The 13,794-nt window shown below is 73.8% G+C and carries 14 protein-coding genes and 1 pseudogene; 8 read left to right on the top strand and 7 right to left on the bottom strand.

Features of this window, described 5'->3' with window-relative positions:
* Nucleotides 1–9: 9 nt before the first annotated feature.
* The 3 genes and pseudogenes from ADK65_RS27935 to ADK65_RS27925 all read left to right on the top strand — a co-directional run bounded on the left by ADK65_RS27935 (nt 10) and on the right by ADK65_RS27925 (nt 3,188).
* Nucleotides 10–752, top strand: a pseudogene (locus ADK65_RS27935) (class I SAM-dependent methyltransferase).
* A gap of 88 nt (nt 753–840) precedes the next feature.
* Nucleotides 841–1,638, top strand: a complete 798-nt coding sequence (locus ADK65_RS27930) for a hypothetical protein (RefSeq protein WP_053673721.1) — start codon at nt 841–843, stop codon at nt 1,636–1,638.
* Complete coding sequence (locus tag ADK65_RS27925) at nt 1,635–3,188, top strand: serine/threonine-protein kinase (RefSeq protein ID WP_053673720.1); 1,554 nt, start codon at nt 1,635–1,637, stop codon at nt 3,186–3,188. The genes ADK65_RS27930 and ADK65_RS27925 overlap by 4 nt, the downstream gene beginning before the upstream one ends.
* Before the next feature lie 75 nt (nt 3,189–3,263).
* Here the strand turns inward: ADK65_RS27925 and ADK65_RS27920 are convergent, their stop codons facing one another.
* Nucleotides 3,264–4,451 (bottom strand): SH3 domain-containing protein, encoded by a 1,188-nt coding sequence (locus ADK65_RS27920; RefSeq protein WP_053673719.1) that lies wholly within the window; start codon nt 4,449–4,451, stop codon nt 3,264–3,266.
* 256 nt (nt 4,452–4,707) lie between these two features.
* On the opposite strand from ADK65_RS27920, the gene ADK65_RS27915 reads away from it, so the two are divergent.
* Nucleotides 4,708–5,157, top strand: a complete 450-nt coding sequence (locus ADK65_RS27915) for a hypothetical protein (protein WP_053673718.1) — start codon at nt 4,708–4,710, stop codon at nt 5,155–5,157.
* Between the two features lie 233 nt (nt 5,158–5,390).
* On the top strand, nt 5,391–5,819 hold the full coding sequence (locus tag ADK65_RS27910; RefSeq protein WP_053673717.1) for a VOC family protein: 429 nt from the start codon (nt 5,391–5,393) through the stop codon (nt 5,817–5,819).
* Nucleotides 5,820–5,894: 75 nt separating this feature from the next.
* Here ADK65_RS27910 and ADK65_RS27905 read toward each other — a convergent pair whose 3' ends face one another.
* The gene (locus ADK65_RS27905) at nt 5,895–7,157 is read right to left on the bottom strand and encodes an MFS transporter (protein ID WP_053673716.1); all 1,263 of its coding nucleotides are present in this window, start codon (nt 7,155–7,157) and stop codon (nt 5,895–5,897) included.
* Between the two features lie 137 nt (nt 7,158–7,294).
* Complete coding sequence (locus ADK65_RS27900; protein ID WP_053673715.1) at nt 7,295–7,747, bottom strand: YbhB/YbcL family Raf kinase inhibitor-like protein; 453 nt, start codon at nt 7,745–7,747, stop codon at nt 7,295–7,297.
* A 108-nt stretch (nt 7,748–7,855) separates the two neighbouring features.
* Here ADK65_RS27900 and ADK65_RS27895 point away from each other — a divergent pair, with 108 nt between their 5' ends.
* A complete protein-coding gene (locus tag ADK65_RS27895) occupies nt 7,856–8,875 on the top strand; it encodes a sigma-70 family RNA polymerase sigma factor (protein WP_053673714.1) in 1,020 nt (339 codons plus the stop codon).
* A gap of 84 nt (nt 8,876–8,959) precedes the next feature.
* Here the strand turns inward: ADK65_RS27895 and ADK65_RS27890 are convergent, their stop codons facing one another.
* From ADK65_RS27890 to ADK65_RS27875, 4 genes are read right to left on the bottom strand one after another with little or no spacing between them, the layout of a single operon-like run.
* Entirely contained in the window at nt 8,960–10,063 is a 1,104-nt protein-coding gene (locus tag ADK65_RS27890) for a CapA family protein (protein WP_053673713.1), read from the bottom strand.
* A gap of 33 nt (nt 10,064–10,096) precedes the next feature.
* Complete coding sequence (locus ADK65_RS27885) at nt 10,097–10,552, bottom strand: archease (protein WP_053673712.1); 456 nt, start codon at nt 10,550–10,552, stop codon at nt 10,097–10,099.
* Nucleotides 10,553–10,608: 56 nt separating this feature from the next.
* Nucleotides 10,609–11,211, bottom strand: coding sequence for a DJ-1/PfpI family protein (locus ADK65_RS27880; protein WP_053673711.1), 603 nt, complete (start codon nt 11,209–11,211; stop codon nt 10,609–10,611).
* Entirely contained in the window at nt 11,208–12,206 is a 999-nt protein-coding gene (locus ADK65_RS27875; protein WP_053673710.1) for a GlxA family transcriptional regulator, read from the bottom strand. The genes ADK65_RS27880 and ADK65_RS27875 overlap by 4 nt, the downstream gene beginning before the upstream one ends.
* A gap of 117 nt (nt 12,207–12,323) precedes the next feature.
* Between ADK65_RS27875 and ADK65_RS27870 the strand changes: the two genes are divergently transcribed.
* Together ADK65_RS27870 and ADK65_RS27865 are read left to right on the top strand one after the other, a co-directional pair.
* On the top strand, nt 12,324–12,983 hold the full coding sequence (locus ADK65_RS27870) for a dienelactone hydrolase family protein (protein ID WP_053673709.1): 660 nt from the start codon (nt 12,324–12,326) through the stop codon (nt 12,981–12,983).
* Between the two features lie 100 nt (nt 12,984–13,083).
* Nucleotides 13,084–13,728: a phosphoribosyltransferase gene (locus ADK65_RS27865; protein ID WP_053673708.1), complete on the top strand. Its 645-nt coding sequence runs from the start codon at nt 13,084–13,086 to the stop codon at nt 13,726–13,728.
* The last annotated feature ends 66 nt before the right edge of the window (nt 13,729–13,794 follow it).

Below are 13,794 nucleotides of genomic sequence, written 5' to 3'. Positions count from 1 at the left end.
GTCGGGGCCGTGGCCGACGAGTGCTTCCGGCATCCGCGACTCGCCGCGGTGTACGACCCGCTCGACCCCGACCGTCGCGATCTCGACCCCTATCTGCGCATGGCGGCGGACACCGGGGCGCGCCGGGTCCTCGACATCGGCTGCGGCACAGGGGTGTTCGCCCTGCTGCCGGCCGAACGCGGCATCGATGTCGTCGGCGTCGACCCCGCCGAGGCGTCCCTGGAGGTGGCACGCGGCAGGCCGGGCGGCGAGGGGGTGCGATGGATCCACGGCGACGCGACGGCCCTGCCGCCGCTCGCCGCCGACCTCGCGACGACGACGGGCGACGTCGCCCAGGAGATCACCGGCCCGGAGGACTGGCAGCGGACCGGACCCTGCGGGGGATCCGGACCGCGCTGCGACCCGGCGGGCGTTTGATGTTCGAGACGCGGATACCGGCCCCCGCCGCCTGGGAGCGGTGGAACCGCGAGGCCACGTACGGCGTGACAGAGATCGCGGGTCTCGGCGCCGTCGAGTCCTGGGTCGACCTGCTCGACGTGAGCGGACCGCTGGTGACGTTCCGCTGGACCCATGTGTTAGCCGCGGACGGGCAGGTGCTGACGTCGCAGTCGACGCCGCGCTTTCGCGAGCGGCGGGAGATCGAGGCGGAACTCGCCGCGCAGGGCTATGTGGTGGAGGACATACGTGACGCACCGGACCGGCCGGGCCGGGAGTTCGTGTTCCTCGCGCGACGGCCGGAAAGCGTCCGCTGACGCGGCCCCGCCGCCTCCGCGGCACGCGGACACCGCCCGTACAATCCTCGCGACCAAATCGGGGGGCGACATCAGCGGGGGAGTCCGCGTGGAAACGATCATCGTGCAGTTGCCCGGCACCGCCCAGGGGGGCGGGGACGAGACGGGCAGTCCCGAGCTGATCCACCTGGGGCCGGGGGACATCGCGGACTTCGGGCGCGGCGGGGCGGGGGTGCGCATCGTCCTGGCCGACCCCGGTATCTCCCGCCGCGCCGGGCAGCTGGAGGCCGCGGGGGACTACTGGCGGCTGTCCAACTTCAGTCGCAGCGTGTCGTACGTCGTGGAGAACCTGGAGGGGGCCGGCGAGTACCTCACCGTCGCGCCCGGGCGGCTCGGGGCGCCCGTGCCGTTCGAGTTCTCCCGCGTCGTGCTGCCCGCCCTGTCCGGCACCGCCACGTTCAAGGTGTTCGCACCCCAGCACGCCTACCTCGGTGAGCAGTCCGTGCCGGGCGGCGGCGAACAGACCGTCCACCCCTTCGCCCTGGACCCGACGTCGAAGTACTTCCTCGTCCTGGTGGCCCTGTGCGAGCCCCGGCTGCGCGACCCCTCCGACTCGGCGCTGCCCGGTGTCGGCCAGATCGTGGAGCGGCTGCGGCCACTGGAGTCCTGCCGGGACCTGACGCGCTCCGCCGTCAACTACCACATCGACTACCTCGCCTTCGCCAAACTGCGTCTGGAACTCGGCGAGGAGGTCACGGCCGGGGCCGAGGGCGGCCGCACCGGCGCCAAACGCACCCGGCTCGCCTCCGTCGCCCTGCGCTTCGGCCTGGTCCGCGAGGAGCACCTCGGTCTGCTGCCGCCCCGAGGCGCGGCCCGCCTCACCGGTCCGCTGGAGGCAGACGCATGACCAGGCCGGAGCAAGAGGACGACGAGCTGGAGGCGCCCCGCCCGGCCGGCCTCCCGGAGGGCTTCCGCATCGACGGCTGGGAGCTGGGCGCGGTCATCGGTTCCGGTGGCTGGGGAACGGTGTACGAGGCCCGTACGGTCGCGGACGGCACGCCCGTCGCGGTGAAGGTGCTCCCGACCGGTGCCCTCGGCCCCGGGCAGCGTGCGGCACTCGGTGAACTCGTCGCGCGCGAGGTCCGGTTCAGTGCGGAAGCCGACCACCCCCATCTCGTCCGCACCCATGCCGTGCGCACCCTCGAAGCACCGGAACTGCCCGCTCTGGACGGCGCGATCGCGCTGGTCATGGACCGAGCCGAGGCCAGCCTGCGGGACGTCCTGGACGCCGCGGACACCGGCGGGCCGATCGCGGAAGCCTTCCGCGTCCTGCGCGGAGTGGCCGCGGGACTCGCCCACATGCACGACGCCGGCTGGGTGCACGGTGACCTCAAACCCGCCAACGTCCTGCTGGGCCCGGGCGGCCGGGTGTGGCTCGCGGACTTCGGCCTGACCGCCGAACTCGACGGCACCCACGCCCACTTGCCGCCGCTCGGCACCCTCGACCACCTGCCGCCCGAGTGGTGGTCGCAGCGCACCGGCACCCAGGGCGCCGTCGTCCGGCCCACCGCCGACATCTGGGCCTTCGGCGTCCTCGCCCACCAGGTCCTCACCGGCGGACTCCACCCCTTCCCGGGCGCGACGGCCCGCGCCCGCTCGCTCGCGGCCCAGTCCTACGCACGCGGCACCGCACCCCTGCGGCTCGACGCCGGCCTCGACGAGGAGATGCGCCGGCTCATCGCCGACTGCCTCGCCCCGGACCACGCCGCCCGCCTCCCGCACACGGCCGCCGCTGTCGCCTCCCGGATCGAGGCCATCGCGGGCGGTCCCCACCGCCGCCGAAGACGCCGGGCACCCGCCGTCGCGGCGGGGCTCGTCGCTCTGGCCGCCGCCGCGGTCGCCGGAGCGGCCCTGCTCGGGGGAGGCGGCGGCACCCAGGACGACGACCGCGACCGCGACACCCACACCGTCTCCGGAACCCCCGACCCGCCGGCCGGTGAGATACCCGACGACTCCGACGTACCCGAGGCGCTGCGCCCCGTCATCGCCCGCGCGGCCCACCGCTGCACCGACGAGGAGATCACACCCGCCCTGCTCGCCGCGCTGATCAAGGCGGAGAGCAATTTCGACCCGAAGGCCTCCCGCCCGCAAAGCGAGGAGTACGGCATCGCCATGTGGACGCCGTCGGTGTTCCGCGCCTGGGCGGTGGACGGGGACGGCGACGGCGACAAGGACCACATGTCGCCACCGGACGCGATCTCCACCATGAGCCTGTACGTGTGCTGGCTCGACCAGCGCTTCAAGCAGGCGGGTCTGCCGAAGAAGGACCTTCCCGCGCTCGTCGCGGCCGGCTACCGCACCAGTGACCGCACGGTCATCGAGGAGCGCGGCGTACCGGAGCGGGTGAAACCGCACGTCGACAAGGTGATGCGCTACCTCGCCGAGTACGAGCGCTGAGCCGCGTGAACGCGAGCGGTGGGCGAGGCCGCAGCCCCGCCCACCGCTCGTCCCCCGATCCCGTGCCGGCCGCGGTCAGCCGCACTCCGGGACGTTCGGCAGCCGGTTGTCCGGCGAGCTGATGTAGATGCTGGAGATGTAGCCGCCGTACTGGGGCAGATAGGCCCACCAGTCGTTGGTGTAGGGCGGCACACTGACCGTCTCTCCCCGGGTCTGGCAGCCCACCAGCACGTCGACCCCGGCGGGGAGCTGCGTCAACCGGTCCCCGCCCGTGGCCGGACCCCTGCGCACGTTCACGAACTCACCCCATGTGCCGAACCAGGTGCCGGCGGGCCGTACCCCGCCCGGCACGTTCAGCGAACGGGTCAGCCGGCCGATGTCGTTGTACGCCTTGCCGTACGACGTGCCGGCCTGGTGCAGCGTCAGCACGGCCACGATCGTGCGGTCGTCCGCGCCCACCGTGCCGGTGGTGTGCAGCGCGGGCGAGGCGAGGTCGACGGCCGCGGCGGCGCGGGGAGCTGGGGCGGCTGACTCCGCCGGTGTTCCCGAAGCGGTGGCCTGGGGGCCGCAGGTGCCCTTCGCGTACTTCCCGGACCAGCCCTGTTTCACCGCCCAGGGCTTGTCGAACGACCCCGCGATGCCGAAGTGCTGGTCGAAGTGGTCGGTGGCGGAGCAGCGGGTGGAGCGGCGCAGGTTGTCCATGATGAAGTCACGGACGGGCGCGGGGGCCTTCTCCAGGATGTACCGGTAGATCGCAACAGTGTCCCGCGCGGAGATGGCCGTGTAGCCCCAGAAACCCTCGTAGCCGGGGGGCGGTGGCGCCGTGTCGCGCAGGCCGAGCGCCGGCTCGGCGGTCATCCGGTCGATGATCGCCGAACCGCCGTACGTCGACCAGTAGTGGTTCGCGGCGTCGTCGTCGCTGCCGCGCAGCATCGGCTCCAGCCGGGCGCGGTCGGCCGCGGGGATGGTGTAGTCGGGCCCGCGGTCCCAGAGGAAGTCCAGCACCAGCAGCAGCTTGACGACCGAGGCGGAGCGGAACTGCTTGCTCACCTCGACCTGTTCGGTGAAGGTGCCGGTCCGGCGGTCGAAGACGGCCACGCCGGCGGTGACGCCGGGCGGGATCTGCGCGGCTGCCGCGGACCGGACGGTCCCGGCGCCCTCCACCGCCCTGCCCGTCCGGGGCTGTGCCGACGCACCGCTCGTGAGTGAAGCGGCCGTGACGACGGCCGCGAGCGCGGCGGCGCCACGCAGAAGCATGCGCATGGGTGCCCTTCCTGGATCGCCCGGTGGTCCGATGGGACTCGGACCGCGCAGTCACGATAGGAGCGGGGGCGGGACGGGCGGTCCTGACGGATGTCAGGGCTCCGACGGAGCGTGGCGGCCTCGGGCGCCGACCCTGACAAGTGTCAGGTGCCGGTGGTGCGGTGACGCCCCGTACGGTCACGACCAGCGGGCGAGGCGGCCGGGGGCCGGCCGTCGCGCACGACCGTTCCACCCGCCGACACACGAAAGAGGGCTCATGAGCCGCCGATCACTCACGACACTGCTGGCCGCGGGGGGCGCCGCCGCGGTGATGGCGCTCCTTCCGGCGACCGCTCAGGCACAGCCGTACTCGGGCGGCAACTACGGGATCTACGGCCAGGAGGGCCAGTACCCCACCACCACGTTCTGCTCGGGCACGTTCCGGCAGATCGGAGCCACCAAGTACTTCGAGGGCATGGCCCTGAAGTACTTCTACTCCGACAAGTGCGGCTCGTTCGCCCGGATCGAGAACTCCCGGCCCGGCTGCGAGGCCGTACTGCATCGCTCCGACAACGGCACGGGCCGCAACGACGGCTGGGTCTCCGAGACCGTCGACACCGGTATCAACTACGCCTACACGCAGATGGGCAACAACCTCAACGGCCGCGTCTCGCGGGCCCTGCTCGCCTGCGACGGCCACGACCTGATCAACACCGGCTGGTACTGAGCCGCACCGCACGCCGCACGGGGGCGGCCGGCACTCCGGCCCGCCGCCCCTTCGGGCGCACCACCCGCACACGCCGTTCCGCGAGACGTTCACCGGAAGTCCGCCACGGCCGGAAAAACAGCTCGACGCCCCCGGCCGCCGCTGTCTACGATCCAGCGCGCGGCATCGCGTGCCGGTCACCGTCCGGGTGAGGCATGGAGGCGCCGCGGAGATGCCCGTGGAGGCATTCAACCGTGTCAGTCGAGTTCAACCACACCATCGTCCTGTCCCGTGACCGGGAGAAGTCCGCTCGTTTCCTCGCCGGGATCCTGGGGCTGGAGGTCGGGGCACCGACCGGGGTCTTCCTGCCGGTGACCACCGCCAACGGCGTCACGCTGGACTTCGTCACCATCGACGCCGACATCCCCCTGCAGCACTACGCGTTCCTCGTCTCCGAGGAGGAGTTCGACCAGGCTCTGGCCCGCCTGGTCGAGGCCCGCATCCCCATCCAGGCCGATCCGCACGGCAACCACCCCCGCCGCATCAACCGCAACGACGGCGGCCGGGGTGTCTACTTCCCCGACCCGGCGGGCCACGGCCTGGAGATCCTCACCCGCCCCTACGGCACGGCTCCGGCCTCCGAGCTGAACGGCGTCACGGAGGAGGTGCCCGGGGCGGTCTGAGCCGGGCCGACCGGTCCGGGGCGGGGCGCGCCGCCGCGTCCGTCCCGGGCCCACCGGGCGAGCGGGGCACGACGGTCAGCCGCTGTCCGACTCCACCGCGACGGCCGCCCGTTCGGCGCCGGCCCCCGTCCTGTGATCCCGGCGGGGCAGCAGCAGCGGCGTCAGCAGGAGCAGGGCACCGGCCAGTGCGATGGCCGCCCGGGGACCGGTCCAGGCGGCCAGTACGCCCCACAGGGCGGTGACCGTCGCGGTGGCGGCCTTGCCGGTGGCCGACCAGGCGGCGAGGGTGCGGGTGACCCGGCCGGTGGGGGTGCGCTCGAGTCGGTGGGTGGCGAGGACCGGGTTGAACACGGCGCAGCAGGTGATCAGGCCGAACTCGACCAGCATGACCGAGACCAGGCCGGGCGCGCCGGGGCCGGTGAAGGCCAGCCCGACCGGCCAGCAGGCCCGCAGCACCCCGGCGGTGAGCAGCACCCGGCACCGGCCGTGGCGCGCGACCAGCCGCGGGGCCAGGCGGGAACCGAGCAGGCCGCCGGTGCAGGGCACCGCGAAGGCCAGGGCGTACTGCCAGGGGGCGAAGCGCAGGTCGTCCACCATCAGGATCAGCAGCGGCGGGGATGCCGCCATGATCAGCGAGTTCACCGCGAGCGAGTTGAGGAAGAGCGGGCGCAGTACCGGATCGGCCAGGATGTGGCGCCAGCCCTCCAGCAGGCCCCCGGGGCGGCGGCTTTCCGCGGGGTCCGGTCGCACAGGGGGCTTCTCGGCGTCGCCGATCGCCCGCAGGCCGCACGCCGAGAGCAGATAGCTCACCGCGTCGGCCACGACCGTCGTCACGGGCCCGAAGAGGCTGATCGCCGCGCCGCCCAGAGGCGGGCCGACCATGCTGGCGGTCCAGGTCGTCGCCTCGAACCGCCCGTTCGCCACCAGCAGGTCCTGCCGCGGCAACAGGTCCTTCAGGAATGCCCCCGCGGCCGCGTTGAAGGTGATGTCGGCCGCCGCGACGGCCACCGACGCCAGCAGCAACTGGCCGAAGGTGAGCCGGCCGAGCGCGAACGCCACGGGGATGCTCAGCAGGACCGCGCACCGGACCAGGTCCGCCGCCATCATCACCGGCCGCTTGCGGCGGATCTCCACCCACGGCCCGAGAGGCACGGACACCACGGCGCCGACCGCCGGTCCCACCGCGGCCAGCAACGACACCTGCGCCGGTCCGGCATCCAGCGCCAGGACCGCGATCAGGGCGAACGCGTCGAACGCGAGCCATGTCCCGGCCGTGCTGACCGCGTAGGCGCCCCACAGCCACCCGAACCGCCGCCCCAGCGACCGTCTGCCCGCCATACCCGGCGCACTCCCCGCTCCCGTGGACAACCCGGCGTTGTCCGGGAGTCATCCAACCGAGAGAGGGCGGGCCGGGCAAACAACCGACCAGCACCCGCGTCACAACCAACCGTTGTGACGCGGTGCAGGTATGCGGCTCAGCGCTGGTACAGCCCCACCAGCGTCCCGTCCGCCATGCGGCGCTTGTCGACCTCCTCGTGCACCTGGTCCGCGCGCGGCGCGTCGGGCAGGACACACGGCTCGGACAGCGCGTAGAGCCGGAAGACGTAGTGGTGGGCGTCGTCCCCGGGCGGGGGGTGCGGGCCGCCCCAGCCGTGCTGGCCGTAGCCGTTGACCAGCTCCGTGCCGCCCGGTGGGACCTGCCCGGCCTCGACGCCGCCGCTGTGCGGGTCGATACCCACCACGACCCAGTGCGCGAAGGTGCCCGACGGCGCGTCGGGGTCCTCGCACAGCAGGACCAGCTCCGCCGCGTCGTCCGGTACGCCGCTCCAGGACAGCGGCGGAGAGACGTTGGGCCCCTCGTACGCGTACCGGCGCGCGATGAAGGAATGGTCGTTGAACGCGTCGCTGCTCAGTTCGATGCCGGTCATGTGCCCCGGGGTACCCCAGAGGGCTCCGGGGCACACGGTTCGGGGCCGATTCGCCCGGGTACCCGCCAGGGCGAGCCGGAACGAGACGGGAGAGGGAGGAACCCGACGATGTCTCCCCTGGCAGAAGACCCCGCCACGGACGCCCGCGAGGACCGGCGCGGCCCCGCCCGCACCGCCCGGCTGCGCAGCCGCATCCCCGAGCCCGACGAGGAGCCGGACCTCCTCGGCCAGTACCTCGCGCAGATCTCGGCGACGGCGCTGCTCACCGCGGAGGACGAGGTACGCCTGGCCCGGCGGATGGAGACCGGCGTGAAGGCACTGGAGGAGCTGGAACAGGCCGACGCCGGCGAACACGACCTCGCGGCGCGGCGGCGCAGCGAACTGGAGGAGGCCGTCCGCGACGGGCAGGCTGCCAAGGACCACATGGTCCGGGCCAACCTCCGGCTCGTGGTGTCCATGGCCAAACGGCACGCCCACCGCGGCCTGCCTCTGCTGGACGTCATCCAGGAGGGCAACCTGGGGCTGATCCGTGCCGTGGAGAAGTTCGACCACACCAAGGGCTTCAAGTTCTCCACGTACGCCACCTGGTGGATCCGGCAGGCGATCGAGCGGGGCCTGGCCGCGCACGCGCGCTCCGTCCGGCTGCCGATGCACGTCGTGGAGCAGCTGCAGAAGATCGCCAAGATCGAGCGACGGCTGCGGCTCGACCTGGAACGTGAGCCGAGCATCGAGGAGGTGGCCCGGGAGAGCGGCCTCACCGAGGACAGGATCGGCTGGCTGCGCCACGTCGGACGGGACGCGGTCAGCCTGGACACCCCGGTCGACGAGAAGGGCGAGACCGTCGTCGGCGACCTCATCGCCGACACCGAGGTCCTCCAGGCTCCGGAGGTGGCCGAGTTCCGGGCGCTCGCCGAGGAGCTGCGTGAGGCCGTCGGCACGCTCGCGCCCCGCGAGGCCATGATCCTCAGCCTGCGCTACGGACTGCACGACGGGCACACCCGCACGCTGAAGGAGGTCGCCGGACGGGTCGGCCTCACCCGGGAGCGCGTGCGCCAGCTGGAGAAGGAGTCGCTCGCCCGGCTGCGGGAGCCGGAAAGCCGCGAACGGCTGGTGGCGTGGGCGGGCTGACCTCCCACTTCGGCCTCGGACGTGGGCCTGGCACGTCGGCCTCCCTTGTCGACGTCCCTCGTCGACGTTCCTCGTACGTCGAGGTCACGCGGACGGCGCCGCGAGCACCAGCGATCCGTCCGCCGCCTGTCGCACCCCTGCCCCGCCGCTGATCCGGTCCAGTGTGGCGCGCAGCCAGGCACGGTCCTTCCCGGACGCGGGCTCCAGCCGCATCCGCCGGACCCGCAGCGGCACCATGCGCAGCCCCGCCAGCCGCCCGCTGTCCGCCTCGACCGACACGAGGAAGGCCAGACGCAGATCGTCGCGGTACTCCTCGTGGCCGGAGATGCCCTCGTAGTCGTCGACGAAGTCGCCGCAGCCGTAGAGGATCAGCCGGTCCCGGTACACCTCCAGCGGGCGGGGATGGTGCGAGGAGTGCCCGTGGACGACGTCGGCTCCGCCGTCGATCAGCGCGTGCGCGAAGCGGACCTGTTCCCGGGGGACGCGATACCCCCAGTTCGAGCCCCAGTGCACGGACACCACGGTGAGGTCACCGGACCGGACCGGCCGCCGCACCACGGCCTCGGCCGCGGCCGGCGAGAGATCGGGCAGATACGCGACGCCCGGCCGGTCCGCCGTCGCCGCCCAGCCGGACGGGATGCCGCTGGAGTGCGCCCCGAGGGCGAACACCCGCAGGCGGCGGCCGCCGGCGAGCGGAACGACGGCGGGCGTGTACGCCTCGCCGGCGTCGCGTCCCGCTCCCGCCGTCCGCAGGCCCGCCCCGGCCAGGGCGTCCAAGGTCTCCAGCAGTCCCCGCCGGCCGAAGTCGAGGACGTGGTTGTTGGCGAGAACGGTCACGTCCGGCCGGACCACCGCCAGGGCCGGCAGGTTCGCCGGGTGCATGCGGTAGTGGATCTCCTTGTCGGCCGCGAACGTACCGGCGCGCGTCACCGAGGTCTCCAGATTCACGATCCGGGCGTCCGGGGCGGCCTCGTCGAGCACCCGCAGCGCCGCGCCCCACGGCCACGACGCGGCCACCGGCACGGGCACCGGGCCGTGCGCCGACTCCGCCAGCCGGACGTAGGACCGGGCGTCCTCGACGTACGCCTCCCGCAGTGCCGGGTCACCGGGGTGCGCGAGGATCTGGTCGACGCCGCGCCCGAGCATCACGTCACCGCACAGGAACAGCGTCACGACTGCGCCGCCCACCCCTCCACGGTAGGCGCACCCCGGCCGCCGGGGTCAGGCGTCGACCCTCACCGCACACGACCACCCGTACGGATCCGGCCCGATCCGCAGCGTGTTCCACGCCACCGCCGTCGGGATCGCGCCCGTGATCTCCACGTCGGCCAGGCCAGTGACCGCCAGCCGTACGTCCAGGCCGCCGTCGGCCTCGTCTGCCTCGACGTCCACGGGCACCCGGCCGTACTCCTCCAGCCGGAAGATGACCTCGTCCAGCAGCGCGGCGAGCAGGTCGTCGTCGCTGGCCTCGGGCAGACGGACCCGGTCCACGGCGGTGGGCCGCACCCGGGAGACGTCCGCGAAGCACTCCACCATCGCCAGGACGGCCTCCGCCAGACAGTGCTCTCTGCACGCCGCCCACGCCTCGATCCGGATGTCGCCGGGATGCGGCACCGCCCGGTGCCCGCACTCGCCGGGCTGCCGCCCTTGTCCTCCGTCGCCCGTGTCACCGCCCATGAACATCACCTGCCCGAGGCTCGCCCACCCATGCGGCCCCACACCGCGCGGGTGGATCAGACCGGCTCGTCCGCGAGGTACGGCGGCGCCGGGTCGTACTGGATGTACCGCCGCACGGCCCGCGCGTGCTCCCGCCCGTGCAACCGCCCGACCAGCCACAACGCGCTGTCGATACCGGCCGAGACACCCTGGCTGGTGACCAGGTTGCCGTCGACGACGTAGCGGGCGTCCCGGACGACGGTCACGTCGCCCCGCGCCTGAAGGGTGTCCTCCCGGCTCCAGTGCGTGGCCACCCGGCGTCCCCGGGCGGGTCCGGCGGCGTGCAGCAGGAACGCGCCGGTGCACACGCCGTGCACCCACGCGGCCCGCCTCGCGGTCCTGGCGATCCAGTCGGTGACCACCGGGTTGTGCAGCTGGGTCTCCCGGGCGCCCAGCCCACCCGGCACGTGCAGCACGTCCAGCGGCGGATGGTCGTCGAGCGTGTGGTCGGGCATGACACGCAGTCCCTTGTTGCAGCGCACGGGCCCGGCATGCTCGCAGACCAGTACGGCCGTGTCGGCGCCGTCCCGGAGCCGGGCGGAGACGGTGAAGACCTCCCAGGGCCCCACGAAGTCGAGTTCCTCCGCGTCCTCGAAGACCAGCAGGCCGTAGGTGGTCATGCGGTACGTCCTTCCTCTGCGGAATCTGCCCGGGGCCCCGAAGGTCCTGTGGTGGAGCGGAACCGGGCGCGGTAGTCCGACGGCGCGACACCGAGCCGGCGGTGGAACGTGCGGCGCAGGGTCTCGGCGGTCACGAAGCCGCAGCGGCGGGCGATGGCGTCCACCGGCTCGTCCCCGTCCGTGAGCGCCCGCTGGGCCGCCTCGACGCGCACCCGCTCGACGTACGCCGCCGGAGGCACACCGAGTTCGGCGGTGAAGCGGCGCTGCAGGTGACGGGGACTCAGCCCGGCGTGCGCGGCGAGGGCGGCGATGTCGTGCCGGGCGCCGGGGTCGGCGTGGATCGCGGTGACGGCGGCCCGCACCGGGTCCGTCGCCGGCTGCCGCGACCACAGCGCCACGCTGAACTGCGACTGGCCGCCCGGACGGCGCAGGAACAGCACCAGCCGCCGGGCCACCTCGTGCGCGGCGTCCCGGCCGAGGTCGTCCTCCACCAGGGCGAGCGCCAGATCCATCCCCGCCGTCACTCCCGCCGAGGTCCACACCCGCCCGTCCCGGACGAAGATCGGGTCGCAGTCCACCCGCACCTCCGGATGCTCCCGGGTCAGCTGCTCCTCGCGCGCCCAGTGCGTGGTGACCCGTCGTGCGTCCAGCAGCCCCGCCGCAGCCAGCAGGAAGACCCCGCTGCACACCGAGGCCACTCGCCGGGCACCGGCCGCGGCGGCGGCGATCCAGGCGACCAGCTCCGCGTCCCGCCGGGCCCGGTCGACGCCGTGGCCGCCGACCACCACCAGGGTGTCCGTGCCGGCCGGATCGCGGGCGTCCACGCCGTGCGCGGCCTCCATGACCAGCCCGCTGGCCGACCGGACCGGCCCCGCCCTCGGCCCCACGACCTCGCAGGCGTACCCGCCCGCGCTGTGGAACACCTCGTGCGGTCCGGTGAGGTCGAGCGGCTGGAACCCGTCGAAGACGACGAAGACGATGCGGCGATCGGTCACCCCTTCACGCTCCACCGGGGCGGGCGACGGCGTCAACGACACGCATCCCACGGATCGCGCCATGGGACATCCGGCCGGGTGTGGGTACCACGGGGAGCGGGGGAGAGGAGGCTGACGATGATCTCCCGGACGGTCACCCTGCCCGCCGGCGGTGCCGGTCTCACCGGCGACCTGACCGTGCCGCCGGACGCCCGCGGGGTCGTGCTCTTCGCGCACGGCAGCGGCAGTTCCCGGCACAGCCCCCGCAACCGTGAGGTCGCCGCCGGCCTGCGCACCGCCGGGCTTGCCACTCTGCTCGTCGACCTGCTGACCGAGGACGAGGAACGCCGGGACGCCGTCACCGCCGAACTCCGCTTCGACATCCCCCTGCTGGGCCGCCGGCTGGTGGCCGCCCTCGACTGGCTGGCGAGGGATCCGGGCACCTCGGGCCTGCCCGTCGTCCTGTTCGGCGCCAGCACCGGCGCGGGCGCGGCCCTGGTCGCGGCCGCGCAACGTCCCGACCGGGTGAGGGCGGTCGTCTCACGCGGTGGGCGGCCCGACCTGGCCGGCGATGCTCTGGACGCCGTGCACGTTCCGGTGCTGCTCATCGTGGGCGGCCGGGACACCCACGTGCTGCGGCTCAACGAGGGGGCGGCGCGGCGGCTGCCCGCCCCGCACACCCTCCACGTGGTGCCCGGCGCGACGCACCTGTTCGAGGAGCCCGGCGCACTCGACCAGGTCACCGGCGCCGCCCGGCAGTGGTGCGACGAGCAGCTGAGGACGGCCACGGGCCGATGACCGCCGGGCGCGGAGGAAGCGCATCGTCCGGCGGGCACGGGGGTACGCGGGAGCCGGACAGGCAGCGGGCAGCCGGACCGGCCGGGGAGAGGTGACCGTCATGAGGTTCCGTGATCGCCGGCAGGCCGGTGGGGAACTGGCCGCGACGCTGCGCACCCGGCAGCGCGCGGGAGACCTGCCCGACCCCCTCGTCCTCGCCCTGCCCCGCGGCGGGGTCGCCGTGGCGCGCGAGGTGGCCGCCGCGCTGGACGCCCCGCTCGACGTGCTCGTCGTACGGAAGATCGGGGCGCCCCACCAGGAGGAACTCGGCGTCGGCGCGATGGCCGGGGACGAGGTGCCGCTCCTCGACGAGGACGCGCTGCGGTATCTCGGTATCGGCGAGGCCGCCCTCGCCCCCGTCATCGAGCGGGAGCGCGCCGAACTGCGGCGCCGCGAACGGCTGTACCGGCAGGGCCGGCCGGCCCCGGACCTGCGCGGACGGACGGTGATCGTCGTCGACGACGGCCTGGCGACCGGTTCCACGGCCCGCGCCGCGCTGCGCTTCGTACGCTGCCAGGCGCCCGCGCGGGTGCTGCTGGCCGCGCCCGTCTGCTCCCCGGAAGGCGCCGAGGCGATGCGCACCGAGGCCGACGAGGTGATCTGCCTGCACCGGCCGGCCGCGTTCATGGCCGTGGGTCTCTGGTACGAGGACTTCGACCAGCTGACGGACGAGGACGTGATGGAAGCGCTGCACGTGCAGCTTTGACCCGTTGTTCACCTGACAGGGGTGGCGGAAACCAGCCACAGCGGACCAGGATGTCCGCTCCCCACA

This window comes from Streptomyces sp. NRRL B-1140, from assembly GCF_001280065.1.
In the GTDB taxonomy this organism is placed as follows: domain Bacteria; phylum Actinomycetota; class Actinomycetes; order Streptomycetales; family Streptomycetaceae; genus Streptomyces.
Note: the sequence above shows the minus strand (reverse complement) of the source record. Positions and strands in the feature narration are given on the sequence as shown.

What these genes read in the sequence shown, in the direction of transcription:
- ADK65_RS27905 (WP_053673716.1), bottom strand. Translation starts at nt 7,157, where the DNA reads ATGGCGGGCAGACGGTCGCTGGGGCGGCGGTTCGGGTGGCTGTGGGGC.
- ADK65_RS27885 (WP_053673712.1), bottom strand. Translation starts at nt 10,552, where the DNA reads ATGGGCGGTGACACGGGCGACGGAGGACAAGGGCGGCAGCCCGGCGAG.
- ADK65_RS27895 (WP_053673714.1), top strand. Translation starts at nt 7,856, where the DNA reads ATGTCTCCCCTGGCAGAAGACCCCGCCACGGACGCCCGCGAGGACCGG.
- ADK65_RS27915 (WP_053673718.1), top strand. Translation starts at nt 4,708, where the DNA reads ATGAGCCGCCGATCACTCACGACACTGCTGGCCGCGGGGGGCGCCGCC.
- ADK65_RS27880 (WP_053673711.1), bottom strand. Translation starts at nt 11,211, where the DNA reads ATGACCACCTACGGCCTGCTGGTCTTCGAGGACGCGGAGGAACTCGAC.
- ADK65_RS27925 (WP_053673720.1), top strand. Translation starts at nt 1,635, where the DNA reads ATGACCAGGCCGGAGCAAGAGGACGACGAGCTGGAGGCGCCCCGCCCG.
- ADK65_RS27920 (WP_053673719.1), bottom strand. Translation starts at nt 4,451, where the DNA reads ATGCGCATGCTTCTGCGTGGCGCCGCCGCGCTCGCGGCCGTCGTCACG.
- ADK65_RS27900 (WP_053673715.1), bottom strand. Translation starts at nt 7,747, where the DNA reads ATGACCGGCATCGAACTGAGCAGCGACGCGTTCAACGACCATTCCTTC.
- ADK65_RS27870 (WP_053673709.1), top strand. Translation starts at nt 12,324, where the DNA reads ATGATCTCCCGGACGGTCACCCTGCCCGCCGGCGGTGCCGGTCTCACC.
- ADK65_RS27865 (WP_053673708.1), top strand. Translation starts at nt 13,084, where the DNA reads ATGAGGTTCCGTGATCGCCGGCAGGCCGGTGGGGAACTGGCCGCGACG.